Here is a 19,843-nt window from a genome sequence, read left to right on the forward strand (position 1 = left end):
TGGACACGGACCCGCAGCGTGTCAGCCACAGAATCCGGCCAAAAAAGTTGAACTTTATTCAAATCTTACTTCGCGTAACAGCCACTAAGGGACATCACAGATGTGAGATTGCCCCTTGATAACAACGCAATAACTCAAACCTCGTACCGCCCGGTATTGCCACCACTTACAGTTCGACGACGGGACCGCTTTCCCGAACTGTTCGGAGTTGCCCCCATGAACCCTCGTCGCAGTAACAGCTCGCTGCCCCAGACAGGCCGCTCGGCCTATGGGATAGCCACAGCTGCCGCTCTGCTGCTGATACCCGTAAGTGTGCTGGTCGGAGGTGACGCGTACCGGGAGTTCCTCGACTTCGGCGCCGGCGTTCTCTCGCTCGTCTCGCTGACGTGTTCGGTGCTCTGGGGGCTCGTCGCCCAGGACCGGACCCTGCTCACGGTGCGTCAGCGCATCATCGGCCAGGCCGTCCACCGGACGACGGCCATCGCCTCGGTCGCGTTCCTCGTGCTGCATGTCTCGGTCAAGCTGGCGCTGAGCCACGTCTCGGCGATCGCCCTGTTCCCCTTCGCCCTCGGCGTGACGGGCTCGGGCGCGCTCATCGGCTTCGGCGCGACCGCCGGCTCCATGATGATCTTCGTCGCCATCACCGGCGCGCTGCGCAGCAACTTCGCCTCCCCGGCGCCGGTCGCGGCACGCTGGCGCGCGATGCACATGATGGCCTACCCAGCCTGGTGTTTCGCGCTCGTGCACGGACTCTACGCGGGTCGCGAGGCCAAGCCGATCTTCGTGATCCTCTACTCCGCCGGCCTGCTCGCCGTCGCCGTCGCCCTGCTGCTGCGGGCCGCGCCGCGCGAGGTCAAGCGCCAGGTGGTCGAGCGCGTCACCGCCATCCTGGGCACCGACGGCCAGCGGCCCCCCGAGGTCGACGAACTCGTGAAGTCCCGCTCGGCCCTGCAGGGCCTGGACGAGACCGGCGGACGCCGCGAGGGCGGCCGGCGCGACGGCGGACAGCGCGACGGGATGCGGGACACCGGCCAGTTCCCGCTGCCCGGTTTCGGCGGCGCCCAGGGCAACCCCCCGCTGGGCGACCCCCTGGTTCCCCCGCAGCGCGCGGGTGCCTCGGCCGACAGCGGCCCCGGTTTCGCGGCCGCCTACCGCGCGGTGTCGATGACCCCGCGCGCCCAGGAGCCCACGGCGCCCTATCTGACGCAGCAGCAGCCGCCGCTGGACATGCAGCCGACGCAGGCCATGCCCCGCATGGACGACGGTTCGACCACGGGCAGCACCCGCTGGCCGGCGCCGTCCCCGCCGCCGGTCGGCGAGGCGCCCCCGTCGGCGTACGACCCGATGCAGGACACCTTCGTCGGACAGCCGTTGGGCGGGCAGTCGTACCAGGGCGGCCAGGCGTATCCGGGCCAGACCTACCAGGGCGAGCCGTACAACACGGGCGCAGCCGAAACTTCCTACGGAACGGCTGAGACGAACGCCCCCTACGGCACGTACAACCCGAACGACACGTACAACAGCGGTCCCGCCACTGAAACGCTGTCCGGCTACGACGACTACCAGCAGCCGGGCTCAGGCGAACCCTGGAACGCGCCTTCCGGAGGCTTTAAGTGAACGAGGCCCTTCCCGACGTCCCCGAAGTCCGAGTGGTGGGTCTTCCCCAGCTCACCTCGGGCTTCGACCTCGTCGAGAGACTCGACCTCCCCATGCACCTGAAGGTGCACGGTCCGCTCGAACCGATGGGCGGCGAGCAACTCGCCCAGCTGTCCGAGCGGATCAACCTCAAGGGCAGGGGCGGCGCGGGCTTCCCGTTCCACAAGAAACTGCGCTCGGTCGCCGAGTCGGCGATCAAGCGCGGCATCCGACCCGTCGTGGTCGTCAACGGCAGCGAGGACGAACCCGCCTGCCGCAAGGACACGGTGCTGATCAACCGTGCCCCGCACCTCATCCTGGACGGCGCCTTGCTGGTCGCGGAGGCCCTGGGCGCCCGCCAACTGGTCATCGGGGTGACACGTGAATCCACCCAGCGTTCGATGGAGGCCGCCCTCGCCGAGCGCGGCCTGAGCAACCGGCGCGGCGCCGCCATCCGCGCGAGTGTGCAGCGCAACCCGGTCCGTATGGTCACCGGCGCCGCCGGCTCGCTGATCCGCTCCATCGACGGCGGCCCGCCGATCCCGCCGGGCCGCAAGACCAGCGCGTCCAAGAGCGGTGTCGGCGGCGCGCCGACGCTGCTGTCCAACGCGGAGACGTTCGCCCAGCTCGCCATCGGCGCCCGCATCGGCTCCGAGCGGTACGGCAACACCGGCCTGTACGACGAGCCGGGCACCGTCATGCTCACCGTCTCCGGCGCGGTCGCCCGCCCCATGGTGATCGAGGCGCCCACCGGCGTGCCGCTGCGCTACATCCTCCAGCTCGCCGGCGCGCCGCCGGTCCCGCAGGGCGTCCTGACCGGCGGCTACCACGGCAAGTGGATCGACGCGGCGACGGTCAACGAGGCGGTCGTCTCGCGCAACTCGCTGGACGCGGTGGGCGGCGCGCTCGGCGCGGGCGCGATCCTGCCGATCAGCCAGGACACCTGCCCGCTCGGCGAGTCGCTCCAGGTCGCCAAGTGGCTCGCCGAGGAGAGCGCGGGCCAGTGCGGCCCCTGCTATCTCGGTCTGCCGGCCGCCGCGCGCGGCATGGAGGACATCCTCAACGGCGGCGGCCCGGCCGCCCTGGAGGCCCTCAAGCAGGTCGCGAAGAACGTCAAGCGGCGCGGCGCCTGCTCGCACCCGGACGGCTCCGCGATGTTCCTGGAGTCGACCATCAAGGCGTTCACGGACGACCTCGCCGCACACGTCCTGGGCAACGGCTGCGGCCGGCCCGTGGAGGGCGTGCTGCCGCTCTTCGAGGGCGGCCGTATGCCGACCGGCATCCCGGGCGGCGCGGGCCAGGAGGAGAGCGGCGCGAGCCGCCAGAAGATCTTCGTCGACTGGACGCTCTGCCGCGGCCACGGCCTGTGCGCCGACATCCTCCCCGAGGTCTTCCAGCTCGGCGCCGACGGCTTCCCCACCGTCGCCCAGGCCAAGGTCCCGCAGTACGCCGAGGCCAAGGCACTGCGCGCGGTGCGCCGCTGCCCCGCGCTCGCCCTGCGCATCGAGGAGGACAACCGGCCCTCCGCCCCCTCCCGCAACCTCCCGGTCCTCTCCCAGGGCCGCGGCCGGCGGGCCCTGGGAAGCGGTCGCTGACGCACGTACGGCGAAAGGGCGGGCCACCCGAGTGGGGTGGCCCGCCCTTCCCGCGTCCGTCGACATCGCCATCGCCGCCGCCGTCATCGTCATTCGTCGGCAACAACGCGAAGACCCCGTCCACTTGGACGGGGTCTTTTCTGTGGAGCTAAGGAGAATTGAACTCCTGACCTCCTGCATGCCATGCAGGCGCTCTACCAACTGAGCTATAGCCCCTTGCTGTGTTGTCCGCCCGGTTTCCCTGGCGACGACGCCAACATTACCGGTCCCCCACGCGCACCACCAAATCGTTTCCGTCGGCCGCGAACTATGAACCGATCGAAGCGCTTTTGTCGGATTTCGAAGAGCCTGACACCCAGCCGCCGTTCACCGTCCCGGCCCCCGGCGGGAGCCGCGCAGCCACCAGGGGGCCACCACGAGGCCGCTGGGGCGCCCGTGGAGGCCCGGGGGCGAGCGACAGCCGGGGACGGGCGCCGAGTTGACGCTCAGGCCGTCACGAACGAGTAGAAGCGCTTGAGCGTGCAGTGCTCTTCGAGCAGCCGGCCGTAGATCGGCTCACCCTCCAGTTCACGGTACGTCTCGATCGGGTCGCCTTTTATGATCAGCGCCCGGGCGCATTCCTCGCACCAGTACTGGTAGTCGGCGTTGACGGGCTCCATGTCGCGGACGATGGGGGTGCCGCTGCCGCACCAGTCGCACTTTCTCCTGTGTGCACCCATCGATCAGCTCCAGCTGTGGCCGCAGGCCGTGCACACGTAGGAGATCCCTCCGTTGTCACCGAGGACTTGGGCAACGTGGAGCGAGCCGCAGGAAGGGCAGAGGAGGGTGGTCTTGCTCCGCATCACCACCGCGGCGGGAAGGTCGTGGACCCTCCCGCGGATGCTCGCAGGCATCGCTTCTCCCTCCCGTCGGGCCGCGCCCCCTTCCGGCCGTTTGATTCTGCCACGGCCGGACCAATACGGTCAGCGACGCCTTCGTACCAGTCCCAGCACGGAGCGGGAAAGAAGGCCGTCCGCAGAGGTATACGCCTGCGAGGGCACACCTGCTCAAGAAGGGACGCAGGTCACACACGAAAAATCCCGCTCCCTCGCGGGAACGGGATCTTCTGTACCGATCTGTGGAGCTAAGGAGAATTGAACTCCTGACCTCCTGCATGCCATGCAGGCGCTCTACCAACTGAGCTATAGCCCCTCGCGCCACACAGACGGTGGTCGCTCGGTGTTTCGCCCCGCTCGGCGGGGCGAACAAGAAGAACTTTAGCCTGCGACCAGCCGGAAAGTGAAATCCGGGGCCCGAGCCGTGTGACCAGGGCTCTTACGGGCTCAGTCGTCGTCGCCGAGGACCGGCTCGGGGAGCGTGCCGGCGTTGTGCTCCAGCAACCGCCAGCCGCGGGCGCCCTCGCCGAGGACGGACCAGCAGCAGTTGGACAGGCCACCGAGGCTCTCCCAGTGCTGGGGCTCCAGGCCGAGGAGGCGTCCGATGGTGGTGCGGATGGTGCCGCCGTGGCTGACCACCACCAGGGTGCCGTTCTCCGGGAGCTTGTCGGCGTGCCGGAGCACCACGGGGGCCGCGCGGTCGGCGACCTCGGTCTCCAGCTCGCCGCCGCCCCTGCGGATCGGCTCGCCCCGCTTCCACGCGGCGTACTCCTCGCCGTACCGGGCGATGATCTCGTCGTGCGTGAGGCCCTGCCAGACGCCGGCGTAGGTCTCGCGCAGGCCCTCGTCGTGGCTGACCTCCAGAGCGGTGAGCGCGGCCAGCTCGGCGGCCGTGTTCGCGGCGCGCGCGAGGTCGGAGGCGACGATCGCGTCGGGCTTGAGGGAGGCCAGCAGCCGGGCCGCGCGACGGGCCTGGCCGAGGCCGGTCTCGGTCAGCTCGACGTCCGTGGTGCCCTGGAAGCGGCGCTCCACGTTCCACGAGGTCTGGCCGTGCCGCCACAGGATGAGGCGGCGGCCCCGGCCCTTGCGCTCCGCGGAGTCGAGGCCGCCCGTCACCGCAGCTCCTCGCCCAGCTCGGCCTCCTCCTCGGCGGCCCGCAGCTTGGCGTGCTCCTCGCCCTTGCCGCGGGTGGCCTTGGCGTCGGCGGGCAGCTCCAGCTCGGGGCAGTCCTTCCAGAGGCGCTCCAGGGCGTAGAAGACCCGCTCCTCGCTGTGCTGGACGTGCACGACGATGTCGACGTAGTCGAGCAGCACCCAGCGAGCCTCGCGGTCGCCCTCGCGGCGGACCGGCTTGGCGCCGAGTTCCTTGTTCAGCCGCTCCTCGATCTCGTCGACGATCGACTTGACCTGGCGGTCGTTGGGCGCGGAGGCGAGCAGGAAGGCGTCCGTGATGGACAGCACATCGCTGACGTCGTACGCGATGACGTCGTGCGCGAGCTTGTCGGCGGCCGCCTGCGCGGCGGTGTGGATGAGCTCGAGGGAGCGGTCTGTGGCGGTCACTACACGGCTTTCGGTCGTCGGTCAGGAACCCTCGCGGGCTGGGTCAAGGATCTCACGGCCCACCGACACCGCCCCACGGGTTAACGGATCGGGCCCCGGAGCGGCGCCGGCACGGCGGCTCCGGGGCCCTGGGGCGACCGACGGGGCGACCGCCTCGTCGGTCGCCCCGTCCGGTCAGCCCGTGGTGCCGGTGGTGCCGGTGGTGCCCGTTGCGCCGGTCGCGCCCGTGGTGCCGGTGGTGCCGGTCGTCTCGTAGTCCTGGCCGAGGACGACGGAGACGTCGGCGTTGGAGGTGGTCTCGCCCTTCTTGACGGCGCCGGCCGGCAGGCCGAGGGTCTTGGCGACCTCGACGGCGTCCTGCTTGCGGGCCGCGTCGGAGTAGGTGACCCGGGAGGTGGCCTGCGCGGTGCCGGTCGTGCCGGCGTCGAGGAACGTGTAGCCGCCGTTGAGGACGACGACGCGGGCCTGTTCGGTGGCGTCCTTCTCGCCGGTGGCGTTGCGGATGCCGACGCGCACGGCGTCCCCGGCGTCGGGGCTCTTCGCGGCGCCGCCGAGCAGGTTCTTGACCACGCTGTCGGAGTCCTCGGCGCTGAGCGTGCCGTCCTGCTGGACGGGCAGCAGCTCGGTCTCGTAGTCGCCGCCCTTAGCGTGGTCGGAGAGCTTCGCGAGGAAGGTGCCGAGGTCCTTGTCGCTGAGCGACGGGTCGAGGATCTGGGCCAGTGTCTGCACGGTGACGGTGGCGGCCTGCGCGTCGGAGGACAGCTCGCGCAGCACCCCCTGCATGACCTGTCCGAACCGCTTCAGCTGCGCGTCCTGCGACTCGCCGGAGGCCCGGTAGGTGGCGTAGGCGACGGCCATCTTGCCGCTGAGGGTCTGTGCCTTGCCCTTGGTGACGAGGGGGGCGGTGCCCTTCTTCTTCGCCTCCGGGTCGGGCACGTCGGCGTTCGTGTCGACGTCGATGTTGCCGACGAGGCCGACGAGGTTGTTCAGGTAGGGGGTGTCGAGCCGCCAGGTGCCCTCGATGTCGGTGCCGAGGACGGTGTCGAGCGCGTCCCGGGTGCCGGAGGAGCCGTCGTCGTCGACGGACTTGGCGAGGGTGGTCGTGGTGCCGTCGTCGCCGGTGAGGGCGAGGGCGTTGGGGATCAGGACGGTGGCGCCCCGCCCGGTGGTGGCGTTGTTCACCAGCAGCGCCGTGGAGGTGCCGCCGCCCTTGGTGTCGTGCAGGTGGACGACGATCACGTCCCGTTTCTGGGCGGCCGCGGAGGTGGTGGTGCCGGTCTGCTCGTCGGAGGACGCCCCGGGCAGCATGCCCGACCACCACAGGTAGCCGACGCCGCCGACCGCGACCAGAGCGAGAACCACCACGAGGGCGACCATCCGGCTCCTGGCCCGCCGCTTGGCCTCCTCGCGGCGTTCGGTGCGGTTCTCGGTGAAGTTCAGCCAGTCGATGACGTCCTCGGAGTCGCCGTCGGGCTCCTCGACGAAGGCGAACTGCTCGGTGCGGTACTCCCGTTCCCCGGTCTCGCCGTCGGGGGAGGCCTCGTCGGCGAGGGGCCCGCTCTCCCCGGCGGCCGTCTGCGGTGCCGACTGCTGCGGGATGTAGGCGGTCTGCTCCGTGACGGGTGCCTGTAGGCCGGTGGCGGCCGTCTGCCCGTAGGGGTCGTACGGGTCGTAGCCGGACCCCGGCGCCTGGTGGCCCGGGTCGTAGCCCGCGCCGCCGGTGCCGTAGCCCTGCGGGTACTGCTGCTGGGTCGCGTACGGGTCGTAGCCGTAGCCCTGGCCGTACCCCTGCTGCTGCCCCTGGGTCTGCTGCGTGCCGTGCTGCTGCGCCCCGTAGGGGTCGTACGCCTGTTGCTGAGGCACCTGCTGGGCGGGCGCCTGTCGGTACACCGGCTGCCCGTACTCGTCGTAGCCGACGAGTTCGTAACTCTGGTCGCCGCCCCCATAGCCGACGTCGTATCGGTCGTTCACCGGTGCCCCTCTCGGCTCACTCGCCGCGGTACAGCTGCCGCTTGTCGATGTAGCGCACGACGCCGTCCGGCACCAGGTACCAGACGGGATCGCCCTTGGCGACTCTCGCACGGCAGTCCGTGGAGGAGATGGCGAGCGCCGGGACCTCGACCAGCGAGACCCCGCCCGCCGGCAGTCCAGGGTCGGCCAGGGTGTGACCCGGACGGGTGACCCCGATGAAGTGCGCGAGGGAGAACAGCTCCTCGGCGTCGCGCCAGGTGAGGATCTGGCCGAGCGCGTCGGCGCCGGTGATGAAGAACAGGTCCGAGTCCGGGTTGAGCTCGTGCAGTTCGCGCAGGGTGTCGATGGTGTAGGTGAGACCCTTGCGGTCGATGTCGATGCGGCTCACCGAGAAATGGGGGTTCTCGGCCGTGGCGATGACCGTCATCAGATAGCGGTCCTCGGCCGCCGATACCGAGCGGTGGGACTTCTGCCAGGGCTGGCCCGTCGGCACGAACACGACCTCGTCGAGACCGAACTGGGCGGCGACCTCCTGGGCCGCCACGAGGTGCCCGTGGTGGATGGGGTCGAACGTGCCGCCCATGACGCCGAGGCGGCGCCTACCGGGCTGCGACGGGCGGTTTCCCGGTGCGCCGGAGGCGCTGTCGGCCCGGCCGTCCGTGGTGTCGTTCGCCTGGTCCGCCGCCCTGTCGAGCTCCGGACCGGTAGGCATTTCCTGCTCTCCCATGCGTGGAGAGCCTACCGGCCCGGCCGACGGCCACCGTTCGAACGTCCTTTTGCGCGGATTAGCGATCGCGGTTGAAGCGGGTGGTGATCCACAGCAGCAGCATCAGGGCGACGAAGGCTCCGCCGCCGGTCAGGTAGGGGCTGAGGCTCTCGTGGTTGCCGCCGTGCTCCCCGCCGCCCTCGGCGGCGAGAGTGACCAAGTCGGCAGCGGTGCTGTGGAAGCTCATCGTCGGCGTGACCTATCCGGGTGTGGGATCGGGATAAAGACCCGCCCATCGTAAGCGGGGGGTCCGTCGGCGATCACGCCGACTCCGCCCAGGAGTGAACGGGGCCGTCACGGAGCGCGTACTTCCCGTTCGAGACAACCGTTCGCGCGCCACCGGCGTCCTTGTCGTCGGCGGGCGTCAGTCGTCCCGCTTGTAGCCACGCAGCAGGAACCAGGCCATCAGGACGGAGCCCAGGACCATCACGATCAGCACCACACGCAGCAGATTGCCCGCTCCCTGTTGCTTCGCGGCGACGTCCGCGGCCTCGGTGAGCCAGGCGGACGCGGGCGGGTGCGGGAGATGTCCCATGGAGATCGCTCCTTACGGTTGATGCCCTGCCACGGTAACTCCGCCTAGGCTGGACCCCGCTTCGGGGGCAACATGGGCAAACAGAGCATGGGGGAAACATGCCGGACGACAGCCACGAGCAGAACGGGCACGAGCACGTGCCGAGCAGGCAGCGCAGGCGCTTCGAGGGGATCTCCTCCCGGGCGTACGAACACCCCGCGGACCGCTCGGCGCTGGTGGCGCTGCGCAAGCTCAGCGGCTTCGACACGGTGTTCAAGGCGCTCAGCGGTCTGCTGCCGGAGCGCAGCCTCAGGCTGCTGTTCCTGTCCGACTCCGTACGGGTCTCGGACCAGCAGTTCGCCCATCTCAACGTCATGCTGCGGGACGCGTGCTACATCCTGGACCTGGAGAAGGTCCCGCCGATGTACGTGAACCAGGACCCGCAGCCGAACGCCATGTGCATCGGTCTGGACGAACCGATCATCGTCGTGACCACCGGACTCGTCGAGCTGCTCGACGAGGAGGAGATGCGGGCCGTCATCGGTCACGAGGTGGGCCACGCGCTCTCCGGCCACTCGGTGTACCGGACGATACTGCTGTTCCTGACGAGCCTCGCCCTGAAGGTCGCGTGGATCCCGCTGGGGAACCTCGCGATCATGGCGATCGTGACCGCGCTGCGCGAGTGGTTCCGCAAGTCGGAGCTGTCCGCCGACCGGGCGGGTCTGCTGGTCGGGCAGGACGTCCAGGCGTCGATGCGCGGTCTGATGAAGATCGCGGGCGGCAACCACCTGCACGAGATGAACGTGGACGCGTTCCTCGCGCAGGCCGAGGAGTACGAGGCCGGGGGCGACCTGCGCGACTCCGTCCTGAAGATCCTCAACGTGCTGCCCCGCTCTCACCCCTTCACCACGGTGCGCGCGGCCGAGCTGAAGAAGTGGGCCGAGTCCCGTGACTTCCAGCGGATCATGGACGGGCACTACCCGCGGCGCAGCGAGGACAAGGACACCTCGGTGACCGACTCCTTCCGCGAGTCGGCCTCGCACTACACGAGCAGCGTGAAGAACTCCAAGGACCCGCTGATGAAGCTGGTCACGGACATCGCGGGTGGCGCGGGCGACCTCGGCGGCCGGGTCCGCCGCGGCTTCGGCGGCGGCGGTGCGGCTACCGCCCAGGAGGACCGGCCCCGCGACGACGAGTGAGTGGTCGGGTGCGGGTAGGTGGGGCCTTCTGAAAAGCACGGGGCGCAGCCCCTGCTTTTCAGGGGCGCGGGGAACTGCGCGAGAAGCCCCACCGGGCCGCACCCGACAACGCACCCCCGGCTCACACCTTCGGCTGCGCACTCTCCGCCAGGGTCCCGCACAACGCCGTCGCGGCCCCCGTCCCGTACGGGTCCGTGCCGGCGGACGGCCCGCCCGCCTTCGCGGTCTGCCCCGCCAGCAGCGGTCGCAGATGATTCGTGGCGTCGTCGGCGCAGGCCAGCGGTCCGGCCTGGACGTAGGAGACGACGACCTCGACCTGGTGGGTGCGCAGGTCGTCCTGGTCGAATCGGAAGTGCAGCTCGCGCCGGACGGTGAACAGCGAGGCGTCGGCGTCGGCCTTGTCGCTGGCCGGCCGCAGCGCGTACACGAGGGTGTGGGCGGCGACGACCTCCAGGGTGCCGGAGTCGAACTCGGCGGCCTGGAGGGTGCCCTGGACGCGGATCCTGCGGTCGGCGAGTTCCGCGCGGGACGGGTCGAAGCGGACCAGCCAGCCCGTGGGGGCGTGCCGCCCGTCCGTCGCCGGCTGGTCGAAACTCTGCTCGAACTGGTCGAGCTGCTCGGAGTCGAGCAGCCGCCGCACGGGCTGGACGGTGGTGCCGCCGAGGACCTCCGGGTCGAGCGCGGAGGCGACCAGGTACTCCTTGGCGATGGTCAGCGCGGCGACGACCTGGCTGTCGGTGAAGTGCGCGGTGCGCCGGGTGGCCGGCATCGTGATGCCCTCGGCGCCGACCCGGAACTGGGCGGCGGGGCTGCGCGCGTACAGCGTCTCCGCGTCCTTCGCGCCCGGCACCGGGGACTGCGGGGAGAGCGGGATCACCGTCATCCTGAGCGGCTCGGTGGGCCCCGCGGCCGGGGTGTCGTACGGGTGGCGGACGCCCATGTAGATCGCGGTGCCGAAGGCGAGGGCGATCAGCAGGACGAGGATGAGGGCCTGCCGGGAGAGGCCGCGGCGCACGGGCGGGCGTCGGCGCACGGCGGGGGCGTGGTCGGAGAGGCGCTCGTCGGCGGAGAACTCCTGGAGGCGGGCAGCCCGGACGAACGATTCGTCGAAGACGACGGATCTGTATTCGTCCTCTCCACCGCCGGGGGCGCCCTCGGGAGTCCCCTCAGGTGGGTTTCCTGGCCCGCCCATACTTGGAGAGTAGGTCTTCGGAGGCTTCGGTAAACGCACCGCTGCGCGACAAGTTCTGACAGGTCCTCACCAGGCTCGCGCGGCGTCGGCGCACGGCCCGGCGGGGAGCGTACGGGGCCGGGTCAGGGCCTGCGGGGATCCGCGGAGACCGCCGGCTGGGAGTAGTCCGCGGAGGCGGAGGGCCCGGTCGGGGGGTTCTGTTCGACGCCGCTGGTGGCGGGCGGCGGGCTCTCGCCGCGGCCGGAGGAGGCGCCCCGGTAGACCGCGGTGAAGGCCAGCGCGACCATGCCGATGCCCATGACGAGGGCGAGGATCCAGGCGACGGGCCGGTGCCAGCGGGTCTGCTTGTCGTACGGCCTGCCGTAGGGCCCGTCGGGGCCGTAGCGGTCTTCCAGGATCTCGGCGTCGTCGAAGTCGTCCGGGTCGTCGCCACGGCGGTGGCCGAGATCGGGGCCGAAGCCGTCGTCGTAACGGTCGTCGTCGCCGCGTACGCCTCTGGAGTGTGCCCGGCGGGCCTCGGCCTCCTGGGCTGCGGCGCGCGCCTCCGCGGCCGCGAGCAGACGTTCGACGGCGGTCGGCTCGTGGACCACGGCCGCCCGGACGAAGTCCTCGTCGAAGACCACGGAGGCGAACTCTTCGTCCATACCCCCGCGGTCGCGGTCGTCGTCGGGCTCCCAGCCGTCCGGGAACGGCGTGCCCCCCACGTCCTCCGGCACGGATCCAGAGTAGACCGGGGTGGTCAATTTGGGCAGACGGTAAGGAAATTCATCCGTTCCGCCGAGGGGGCGCCAGGCTGTTCACAGGAACGGGCAGGGCGCCCCACCGGGCCCGTCGGGCTAGCGGCGGACGTGTCCGTCGCCGGTGACGATGTACTTCGTGCTGGTCAGCTCGGGCAGACCCATCGGGCCGCGGGCGTGCAGCTTCTGCGTGGAGATGCCGATCTCGGCGCCGAATCCGAACTGACCGCCGTCGGTGAAGCGGGTCGAGGCGTTGACGGCGACCGTGGTGGAGTCGACCAGCTGGGTGAAGCGGCGGGCGGCCTGCTGGGAGGTCGTCACGATCGCCTCGGTGTGGCCGGAGCTCCACAGCCGGATGTGCTCCACTGCCCGGTCGAGGGAGTCGACCACGGCGGCGGCGATGTCGTACGACAGGTACTCGGTCTCCCAGTCCTCCGTGGTGGCCTCGACGACCGTGGCCTTGGAGTCCTTGGCGTAGGCCATCACGCGCTCGTCGGCGTGGACCGTGACCCCGGCGTCGGCGAGCGCGTCGAGGGCGCGGGGCAGGAACTCGGGGGCGATGTCCTGGTGGACGAGGAAGGTCTCGGCGGCGTTGCAGACGCTGACGCGGTGGGCCTTGGAGTTGATCAGGATCTCGATCGCCATGTCGAGGTCGGCGACCGCGTCGACGTAGACGTGGCAGTTGCCCGTGCCGGTCTCGATCACCGGGACGGTGGACTCCTCGACGACCGTGCGGATCAGGGAGGCGCCGCCGCGCGGGATGAGCACGTCGACCAGTCCGCGGGCGCGCATCAGCTCGCGCACCGACTCGCGGCTCTCGCCGGGGACCAGCTGGACGGCGTCGGCGGGCAGGCCCGCGCCGCCGACGGCGTCCCGCAGGACCCGTACGAGGGCGGTGTTGGACTCGACGGCGGAGGAGGAGCCGCGCAGCAGGACCGCGTTGCCGGACTTCAGGCAGAGCGCGGCGGCGTCCACGGTCACGTTCGGGCGGGCCTCGTAGATGATGCCGACGACGCCGAGCGGGACGCGGACCTGGCGCAGGTCGATGCCGTTGGGGAGGGTGGAGCCGCGGACGACCTCGCCGACCGGGTCGGGCAGCGCGGCGACGTCGCGGACGTCGGCGGCGATCGCGCGGATCCGCTCCGGGGTCAGCGTCAGCCGGTCGACGATCGCCTCGCTGGTGCCGGCCTCCCGGGCCCGCTCGATGTCCTTGGCGTTGGCCTCGATGACGTCACTCGTACGGACTTCCAGCGCGTCGGCGATGGCGAGCAGCGCGTCGTCCTTGTCGGCGCGCGGGAGCGGCGCGAGGTCGGCGGCGGCGGCCTTGGCACGGTAGGCGGCCCGGGTGACCGGCGTCATGGAGTCGTACGGCGAGAGCGAGGTCATAAAGGAAGGGTAGTCCGCCCGGCGGAGGGGGCCGCCGCGTGTTCCACAGCGCGAGACACCGGCGCGTCACGCCCGTGGGGGGGGACGGAGGGGCCTCGTGGAGGGACGTTCTCGGGGTTCTCGGGTCCTCCCGGCGGCGGGGCGGTCAGTACGGGTGGACCCCCACGGGCGTGGCCGGGGCGGGTCCGTAGCCCTCGGCGATGCGCTGGTGGTAGGTCTGGCGGTCGATGACCTCCAGGCCGACGATCTCCCAGGGCGGCAGCCCGGCCGTCCGGCGGTGCTCACCCCACAGGCGCAGGGCGACGGCGGCCGCGTCGTGGAGGTCGCGGGCCTCCTCCCAGTAGCGGATCTCGGCGTGGTCGTGGGCGTAGCGGCTGGTCAGCAGAAAGGGGTGGTCGTGGGCGAGCTGTTCGAGACCGCGCCGCACCTCCTTGAGGGGTGCCTCGGGCCCGGAGAGGCTCAGCGTGACGTGCCACAGCCGGGGCAGGTCCTGCGGCTCCTCGACGTGGTCGCCCTCGTACGTGTCCGAGGCGGCGACGCTGGTGAGCGTCCGCTCCTCGCCGGCCGCACGGGAGGTACCCCCACCACGGGACGCCGCGGCCCCGGGGCGCACTCGTCTCACGACGGCCTCCTTCGCAACGATGTAGTGCCTCACAACAGGACGTGCAACAGGTCGCGCAACAGATCGTGCGACGGGCCTGCGACAGGTCGTGCGGAATCTCCCTGAGACAAAGTTGAGCAGGCTCAAGGGCTTCGCGTGGCGGTTTTACGGAACGTGCACCGCCGGGGCCGGTGCCGCGGCCCCTCCGGCGGGCCGCTGGTCAGGGACGCAGGAGGACGAGGTCGTCCCTGTGTACGACCTCTCGTTCGTACGCGGGACCCAGCTCGCGCGCCAGTTCCCGGGTCGAGCGGCCGATCAGCTGGGGGATCTCCTTGGCGTCGAAGTTCACCAGTCCGCGTGCGACGGCACGGCCCGCTCCGTCGCGCAGTTCCACGGGGTCGCCGGCGGTGAAGTCGCCCTCGACGGCCGCGATGCCGGCCGGCAGCAGTGACGTACGTCGCTCGACGACCGCGCGGACGGCGCCCTCGTCGAGGACGAGCGCGCCCTGCGGGGTGGAGGCGTGCTGGAGCCAGAGCAGCCGGTCGGCGGACCGCTTGCCGGTGGGGTGGAAGTACGTGCCGGTGTCTCCGCCGGAGAGGGCCTCCGCCGCGTGGACGGCGCTGGTCAGGACCACGGGGATGCCCGCGCCGGTGGCGATGCCGGCCGCCTCGACCTTGGTGACCATGCCGCCGGTGCCGACGCCCGCCTTGCCGGCGCTGCCGATCTCCACGTGCGCGAGGTCCTCGGGGCCCCGTACCTCCGCTATCCGCGACGTGCCGGGCCTGCTGGGGTCGCCGTCGTAGACGCCGTCCACGTCCGACAGCAGGACCAGGAGGTCCGCCCGGACGAGGTGGGCGACGAGGGCGGCGAGGCGGTCGTTGTCGCCGAAGCGGATCTCGTCCGTGGCGACCGTGTCGTTCTCGTTGACGACCGGCAGGGCGCCCATCGCGAGGAGCTTGTCGAGGGTTCGGGAGGCGTTGCGGTGGTGGGCGCGGCGGCTCATGTCGTCGGAGGTGAGGAGCACCTGGCCGACCCGGATGCCGTAGCGGGCGCAGGAGGCGGTGTAGCGGGCCACCAGCAGGCCCTGGCCGACGCTGGCGGCGGCCTGCTGCCGGGCGAGGTCCTTGGGGCGGCGGCGCAGGCCCAGGGGGGCGAGCCCGGCGGCGATGGCGCCGGACGAGACCAGCACGACCTCCCGCTCGCCGCCGCTGCGGGCCTTGGCGAGGACGTCCACGAGGGCGTCCACCCGGTCCGCGTCGAGGCCTCCGGAGGCCGTCGTCAGCGACGAGGAGCCCACCTTGACGACGATCCGGTGCGCGTCCCGCACGCCCTGCCTTGCCGCTGACACCTGTATCCCCAATGTTCCGAACCAGCCCGGTGTGTGCACTGCGCAATCTACGGGAGGGCGCGGGCCGGACGCGTTCTCATTTCGAGGGGCGGACGGCACGGCCACCGGTGCGGAGGGGGGCGGTCCGGCGCGGAGCCCTTTATGAGGAGATGGTGTGACGTCGCTCAAGGTTCCCGGCGTTATGTCTGACTTGCGAATCTTGCGCCCTCGGGAGATTGCTCCTCGGCCTCCCTAGGTCATACGGTCAGGGATCGGCCTCCTCAGGCCACCCCCAGACTTGCCCCTCCCCCCTTCGTCCGTCGCACCCTCCGCAGGAGCCCAGCCCGTGCCCTCCGCAGGCCTCGCACCCCGCCGCATCGTGCAGCTGTCAGCGCTGCTCGCGATGTTCGCGCTCTTCACGGCCCAGATCGTCTCCGCGCTGCTGCCGAACATCCCCGTGTTCGTCGCCGCGAGCGCGGCGGGCCTCGTCCTGGACACGTTCCTCCAGTACCGGGATCCCGGACTGCTCGCACTGCTGGGCAAGGTCCGCTTCGACGCGCTGGTGCGCCAGCTGCTCCGCGACATGCTGATCCTGGTGGGCCTGCTGCGCATCGACGGCGTCGATCCGCTGCGCGAGCAGGCCCCGCTGCTGGTCGCCCTGATCGCCTTCTACGCGGTGCACTTCGCCTGCCAGGCCGTCTCGGTGCTGGTCCGCCGCACCCGGACCCTGCCGATCGTCACCCGCAACATCGACGCCTCCGAGCTGCGCCTGACCGCGGCCCCGCCGCGCATCCTGGCCCGCCGCCAGGCCCACCGGCTGCTCACCTTCTCCCTGCCGGTCACGGCCGGCCTGACGCTCACGGCGGCCACGCAGGACGCCGTCTGGGGCTTCGCCGGCGTCGGCACCGGGCTCGCCCTGCTCGTCCTGGGCACCGCCCACCTGGCGACCTGGCTGCTGCCCAAGAAGCGCGCGAAGAACGAGCGGCAGGTCATGGAGTGGCTGGACAGGTGGCTCGCCGACTACCGGCCGACCACCGCGATGTACTTCTCCGGCGGCACCACCTCGGCGTACCAGGCGAACATGTGGCTCTCCACGCTCTCCCAGCTGGAGAAGCCGCTGATCGTGCTGCGTGAGCGCTTCATGGTGCAGAAGATCGACGCGACGGACGTGCCGGTCATCTGCTTCCCGAAGGTCTCCACGATGTTCTCCCTGGAGAACTCGACGCTGAAGATGATGCTGCACCCGGCGAACGCCGCGAAGACCTCGCAGGTGCTGCGCATCCCCACGATCAAGCACGCCTTCATCAACCACGGCGAGAGCGACAAGCTGTCCTCCTGCAACCCGTACGCCAAGGCGTACGACGAGGTGTGGGTCGCCGGTCCCGCGGCGCGCGAGCGGTACGCGCTCGCCGAGGTCGGCGTGGAGGACAAGGACATCGTCGAGGTCGGCCGCCCGCAGCTGGCGCCGATCCGCCCGTACGCGGGCCCGCCGACCGGCACGTACACCACCGTCCTCTACGCCCCCACCTGGGAGGGCTGGGACGGCAACCCCGGCAACACGTCCGTGGTCCTGGCCGGGGAGAACATCGTCCGGCAGCTCCTCGCCGACGACAAGGTCCGGCTGCTGTACAAGCCGCACCCGATGACCGGCTCGGTCGACCCGCGCGCGGGCGCCGCGAACGAGCGGATCAAGGCGATGATCCGGGAGGCCAACACCAAGCGGTCCGGCGCCCGCCCCGGTCCGGAGGCGGCCGCCGCACTGGCTCGCTGTACGGCCGAGTTGGACAAGCTGACCTCGACATCGTTCCGGACCAGCGCGGACGAGATGGAGCGGATGCTGCTCCAGGGCACGCCGAGCGGGGACCGCGAGGCGGCCATCGCCGAGGCGACGCTGGCCTGGGAGAAGGCGTACTGGGCGTCGTTCCCGGAGTGGGAGCACCGGATCATCACCGAGGCGCGGCCCGCGATCTTCGCCTGCTTCAACGCGTCGGACCTGCTGATCAGCGATGTCTCGTCGGTGGTCTCCGACTGGCTGTCCAGCGAGAAGCCGTACTCGGTCGCCAACACCTCCGGGCTGCCGGAGGTCGCGTTCCGGGCGGCGTTCCCGACGGTCTCCGCGGGTGTCGTGCTGACGCCCAAGGCGGACGGTGTGCCGGCACTGCTGGACGCGGTCCGCAACCCCGAGAAGGACCGTTTCGCGCCGGCCCGCGCCGAGCTCAAGGAGCAGCTGCTCGGCCCCTCGGACCCGCCGTCCCTGGTCCGCTTCGACCTCGCGGTGAAGGCGCTGTGCGCCAAGGCCGACGACCGTCGCGCCCGTATGGAGTCGCGCCTCGCCGACGAGGTGCCGTCGCCGCGGAAGCCGGAGGAGTCGAGCGACGAGCTCGCGGAGGGCGAGGCCACGGAGGCACTGGCCTGACGGCCGTCCGTCGACAGCCGAAGGGCCCCGGTCGTGACCGGGGCCCTTCGTCGTGTGCGGGTCGTTGCGGGCCGGGTGGAAGGCCGCCCGCCGGCTCGGGGCTGAGCCGGTAGGGCGACTGCGGCAGGTACGTGGTTGCCGCGCAGTTCCCCGCGCCCCTTACGGGGCCCGACGGGAGGGAAACCGCCCCCGCCCACCCCAGCGGCCGGTGCCCCGGAACTCTCCGGGGTTCTAGAACGGCTCGAAGTCGTCGTACTCCTTCTGGAGCTCGTCCCGCTCGGCCTGCCGGTCGCGGCGGCGCTGGACGGCGGGCCGCGGCGCCTCGAAGCGGTGGTCCTCGCCCCGGCGGCCGAGCATCTCCGCACCGGCCATGACGGTCGGCTCCCAGTCGAAGACGACCGCGTTGTCCTCGGGGCCGATGGCGACGCCGTCGCCGGAGCGGGCGCCCGCCTTCATCAGCTCCTCCTCGACACCGAGGCGGTTGAGCCGGTCGGCGAGGTAGCCGACGGCCTCGTCGTTGCTGAAGTCGGTCTGGCGCACCCAGCGCTCGGGCTTCTCGCCGCGCACCCGGAAGAGACCGTCCTCCTCCCGCACGACCGTGAAGCCCGCGTCGTCGACGGCCTTGGGCCGGATGACGATCCGCGTCGCCTCCTCTTTGGGCCTCGCGGCACGCGCCCGGCCCACGAGGTCGGCGAGCGCGAACGACAGCTCCCGCAGGCCCGTGTGGGCGACGGCGGACACCTCGAAGACCCGATAGCCGCGGGCCTCCAGGTCCGGTCGCACCATCTCGGCGAGGTCCTTGCCGTCGGGCACGTCGATCTTGTTGAGGACGACGATCCGGGGCCGCTTGTCGAGGCCGCCGTACTGCGTCAGCTCCTCCTCGATGATGTCGAGGTCGGAGACGGGGTCGCGGTCCGACTCCAGCGTCGCGGTGTCGAGGACGTGGACGAGGACGCTGCACCGCTCGACGTGGCGCAGGAACTCGAGGCCGAGGCCCTTGCCCTGGCTGGCGCCCGGGATCAGGCCCGGCACGTCGGCGATCGTGTAGACCGTCTCGCCGGCCGTGACCACGCCCAGGTTGGGGACGAGGGTCGTGAACGGGTAGTCCGCGATCTTCGGCTTGGCTGCGGACAGGACCGAGATCAGCGAGGACTTGCCGGCGCTGGGGTAGCCGACCAGCGCCACGTCGGCGACGGTCTTGAGCTCCAGCACGATGTCGCCCGTGTCGCCGGGCACGCCGAGCAGCGCGAAGCCGGGCGCCTTGCGGCGGGCGGAGGCGAGGGCCGCGTTGCCGAGGCCGCCACGGCCGCCCTGGGCGGCGACGAAGGAGGTGCCGTGGCCGACGAGGTCGGCGAGGACGTTGCCCTGCCGGTCGAGCACGACGGTGCCGTCCGGGACCGGCAGGATCAGGTCCTGGCCGTCCTTGCCGGAGCGGTTGCCGCCCTCTCCGGGCTTGCCGTTGGTGGCCTTGCGATGCGGGGAGTGGTGGTACTCGAGGAGCGTCGTCACCGACTGGTCGACGGTCAGGACGACGTCGCCGCCCCGTCCGCCGTTGCCGCCGTCGGGGCCGCCGAGCGGCTTGAACTTCTCCCGGTGGACGGAGGCACAGCCGTGACCTCCGTTACCCGCGGCGACATGCAGCTCGACGCGGTCCACGAAGGTGGTCATGGTGGGGTGCCTCCTGGGGGTCCCCCCGGCCGACGGCCGAGGGTGGTACGGGTTCAGTTATTGGTTAACACGCGAAAGGCGGACCCGCCTTCCCGAACGGGAAGTGAGGTCCGCCTCGCGAAAGACTGTCGGAAGACTGATCCGAATCAGCCGACCGGAACGATGTTCACGACCTTGCGCCCACGAGCGGTGCCGAACTCGACCGCACCGGCGGACAGCGCGAACAGCGTGTCGTCCTTGCCACGGCCGACACCCGCGCCCGGGTGGAAGTGCGTGCCGCGCTGGCGGACCAGGATCTCACCCGCGTTGACGACCTGACCGCCGAAGCGCTTCACGCCGAGCCGCTGAGCGTTGGAGTCGCGACCGTTCCGGGTGGACGATGCGCCCTTCTTGTGTGCCATC

Annotated in this window: 18 protein-coding genes and 2 tRNA genes; 4 read left to right on the forward strand and 16 right to left on the reverse strand. The window is 71.2% G+C overall.

The genetic code is table 11. The annotated features are described in order from the left end of the window. Positions 1-312: 312 nt before the first annotated feature. Both ACZ52C_RS35200 and ACZ52C_RS35205 read left to right on the forward strand, forming a co-directional pair. The gene (locus tag ACZ52C_RS35200; protein WP_469078609.1) at positions 313-1,617 is read left to right on the forward strand and encodes a ferric reductase-like transmembrane domain-containing protein; all 1,305 of its coding nucleotides are present in this window, start codon (positions 313-315) and stop codon (positions 1,615-1,617) included. Further along, complete coding sequence (locus tag ACZ52C_RS35205) at positions 1,614-3,230, forward strand: NADH-ubiquinone oxidoreductase-F iron-sulfur binding region domain-containing protein (protein ID WP_469078610.1); 1,617 nt, start codon at positions 1,614-1,616, stop codon at positions 3,228-3,230. Before ACZ52C_RS35200 ends, ACZ52C_RS35205 begins: the two co-directional genes overlap by 4 nt. Before the next feature lie 143 nt (positions 3,231-3,373). On the opposite strand, the gene ACZ52C_RS35210 is transcribed toward ACZ52C_RS35205, so the two are convergent. From ACZ52C_RS35210 to ACZ52C_RS35250, 9 genes are all read right to left on the reverse strand, one after another. Beyond that, positions 3,374-3,446, reverse strand: a tRNA-Ala gene (locus ACZ52C_RS35210). A 269-nt stretch (positions 3,447-3,715) separates the two neighbouring features. Next, positions 3,716-3,949: a hypothetical protein gene (locus tag ACZ52C_RS35215; RefSeq protein ID WP_005479297.1), complete on the reverse strand. Its 234-nt coding sequence runs from the start codon at positions 3,947-3,949 to the stop codon at positions 3,716-3,718. A gap of 399 nt (positions 3,950-4,348) precedes the next feature. Beyond that, positions 4,349-4,421 (reverse strand) — tRNA-Ala (locus ACZ52C_RS35220). 131 nt (positions 4,422-4,552) lie between these two features. Then, the gene (locus tag ACZ52C_RS35225) at positions 4,553-5,221 is read right to left on the reverse strand and encodes a histidine phosphatase family protein (protein WP_469078611.1); all 669 of its coding nucleotides are present in this window, start codon (positions 5,219-5,221) and stop codon (positions 4,553-4,555) included. Next, entirely contained in the window at positions 5,218-5,664 is a 447-nt protein-coding gene (rsfS, locus tag ACZ52C_RS35230) for a ribosome silencing factor (RefSeq protein WP_469078612.1), read from the reverse strand. Before rsfS ends, ACZ52C_RS35225 begins: the two co-directional genes overlap by 4 nt. A gap of 174 nt (positions 5,665-5,838) precedes the next feature. Beyond that, entirely contained in the window at positions 5,839-7,635 is a 1,797-nt protein-coding gene (locus ACZ52C_RS35235; protein ID WP_469078613.1) for an LCP family protein, read from the reverse strand. A gap of 16 nt (positions 7,636-7,651) precedes the next feature. Beyond that, a complete protein-coding gene (nadD, locus tag ACZ52C_RS35240) occupies positions 7,652-8,362 on the reverse strand; it encodes a nicotinate-nucleotide adenylyltransferase (RefSeq protein ID WP_469078614.1) in 711 nt (236 codons plus the stop codon). A gap of 58 nt (positions 8,363-8,420) precedes the next feature. After that, entirely contained in the window at positions 8,421-8,588 is a 168-nt protein-coding gene (locus ACZ52C_RS35245; protein ID WP_045557516.1) for a hypothetical protein, read from the reverse strand. Between the two features lie 177 nt (positions 8,589-8,765). Beyond that, on the reverse strand, positions 8,766-8,936 hold the full coding sequence (locus ACZ52C_RS35250; protein WP_045557517.1) for a hypothetical protein: 171 nt from the start codon (positions 8,934-8,936) through the stop codon (positions 8,766-8,768). A 98-nt stretch (positions 8,937-9,034) separates the two neighbouring features. On the opposite strand from ACZ52C_RS35250, the gene ACZ52C_RS35255 reads away from it, so the two are divergent. Then, positions 9,035-10,114, forward strand: a complete 1,080-nt coding sequence (locus tag ACZ52C_RS35255; RefSeq protein WP_469078615.1) for a M48 family metallopeptidase — start codon at positions 9,035-9,037, stop codon at positions 10,112-10,114. Between the two features lie 121 nt (positions 10,115-10,235). Here ACZ52C_RS35255 and ACZ52C_RS35260 read toward each other — a convergent pair whose 3' ends face one another. The 5 genes from ACZ52C_RS35260 to proB all read right to left on the reverse strand — a co-directional run bounded on the left by ACZ52C_RS35260 (position 10,236) and on the right by proB (position 15,357). Beyond that, positions 10,236-11,306: an SCO2583 family membrane protein gene (locus ACZ52C_RS35260; RefSeq protein WP_469078616.1), complete on the reverse strand. Its 1,071-nt coding sequence runs from the start codon at positions 11,304-11,306 to the stop codon at positions 10,236-10,238. A 122-nt stretch (positions 11,307-11,428) separates the two neighbouring features. Continuing rightward, positions 11,429-12,022, reverse strand: a complete 594-nt coding sequence (locus tag ACZ52C_RS35265; RefSeq protein WP_469078617.1) for an SCO2584 family spore wall biosynthesis protein — start codon at positions 12,020-12,022, stop codon at positions 11,429-11,431. 120 nt (positions 12,023-12,142) lie between these two features. Beyond that, the gene (locus tag ACZ52C_RS35270) at positions 12,143-13,429 is read right to left on the reverse strand and encodes a glutamate-5-semialdehyde dehydrogenase (RefSeq protein ID WP_469078618.1); all 1,287 of its coding nucleotides are present in this window, start codon (positions 13,427-13,429) and stop codon (positions 12,143-12,145) included. 145 nt (positions 13,430-13,574) lie between these two features. Beyond that, positions 13,575-14,042, reverse strand: coding sequence for a hypothetical protein (locus ACZ52C_RS35275; protein ID WP_319100431.1), 468 nt, complete (start codon positions 14,040-14,042; stop codon positions 13,575-13,577). Positions 14,043-14,250: 208 nt separating this feature from the next. Then, positions 14,251-15,357 (reverse strand): glutamate 5-kinase, encoded by a 1,107-nt coding sequence (gene proB, locus ACZ52C_RS35280; RefSeq protein WP_086786307.1) that lies wholly within the window; start codon positions 15,355-15,357, stop codon positions 14,251-14,253. 346 nt (positions 15,358-15,703) lie between these two features. On the opposite strand from proB, the gene ACZ52C_RS35285 reads away from it, so the two are divergent. Then, complete coding sequence (locus ACZ52C_RS35285; protein WP_469078619.1) at positions 15,704-17,773, forward strand: hypothetical protein; 2,070 nt, start codon at positions 15,704-15,706, stop codon at positions 17,771-17,773. Positions 17,774-18,004: 231 nt separating this feature from the next. On the opposite strand, the gene obgE is transcribed toward ACZ52C_RS35285, so the two are convergent. Both obgE and rpmA read right to left on the reverse strand, forming a co-directional pair. Continuing rightward, the gene (obgE, locus tag ACZ52C_RS35290) at positions 18,005-19,441 is read right to left on the reverse strand and encodes a GTPase ObgE (protein ID WP_469078620.1); all 1,437 of its coding nucleotides are present in this window, start codon (positions 19,439-19,441) and stop codon (positions 18,005-18,007) included. A 146-nt stretch (positions 19,442-19,587) separates the two neighbouring features. After that, positions 19,588-19,842, reverse strand: a complete 255-nt coding sequence (gene rpmA, locus ACZ52C_RS35295; RefSeq protein WP_045557526.1) for a 50S ribosomal protein L27 — start codon at positions 19,840-19,842, stop codon at positions 19,588-19,590. Position 19,843: the final 1 nt, after the last annotated feature.

It is taken from the genome of Streptomyces sp. NPDC034049, from assembly GCF_055575575.1.

Excerpts from the sequence above, each read along its gene's own strand:
- nadD (WP_469078614.1), bottom strand. The coding sequence starts at position 8,362 with ATGGGAGAGCAGGAAATGCCTACCGGTCCGGAGCTCGACAGGGCGGCG.
- ACZ52C_RS35250 (WP_045557517.1), bottom strand. The coding sequence starts at position 8,936 with ATGGGACATCTCCCGCACCCGCCCGCGTCCGCCTGGCTCACCGAGGCC.
- ACZ52C_RS35215 (WP_005479297.1), bottom strand. The coding sequence starts at position 3,949 with ATGGGTGCACACAGGAGAAAGTGCGACTGGTGCGGCAGCGGCACCCCC.
- ACZ52C_RS35245 (WP_045557516.1), bottom strand. The coding sequence starts at position 8,588 with ATGAGCTTCCACAGCACCGCTGCCGACTTGGTCACTCTCGCCGCCGAG.
- ACZ52C_RS35270 (WP_469078618.1), bottom strand. The coding sequence starts at position 13,429 with ATGACCTCGCTCTCGCCGTACGACTCCATGACGCCGGTCACCCGGGCC.
- obgE (WP_469078620.1), bottom strand. The coding sequence starts at position 19,441 with ATGACCACCTTCGTGGACCGCGTCGAGCTGCATGTCGCCGCGGGTAAC.
- rpmA (WP_045557526.1), bottom strand. The coding sequence starts at position 19,842 with ATGGCACACAAGAAGGGCGCATCGTCCACCCGGAACGGTCGCGACTCC.
- ACZ52C_RS35255 (WP_469078615.1), top strand. The coding sequence starts at position 9,035 with ATGCCGGACGACAGCCACGAGCAGAACGGGCACGAGCACGTGCCGAGC.
- ACZ52C_RS35260 (WP_469078616.1), bottom strand. The coding sequence starts at position 11,306 with ATGGGCGGGCCAGGAAACCCACCTGAGGGGACTCCCGAGGGCGCCCCC.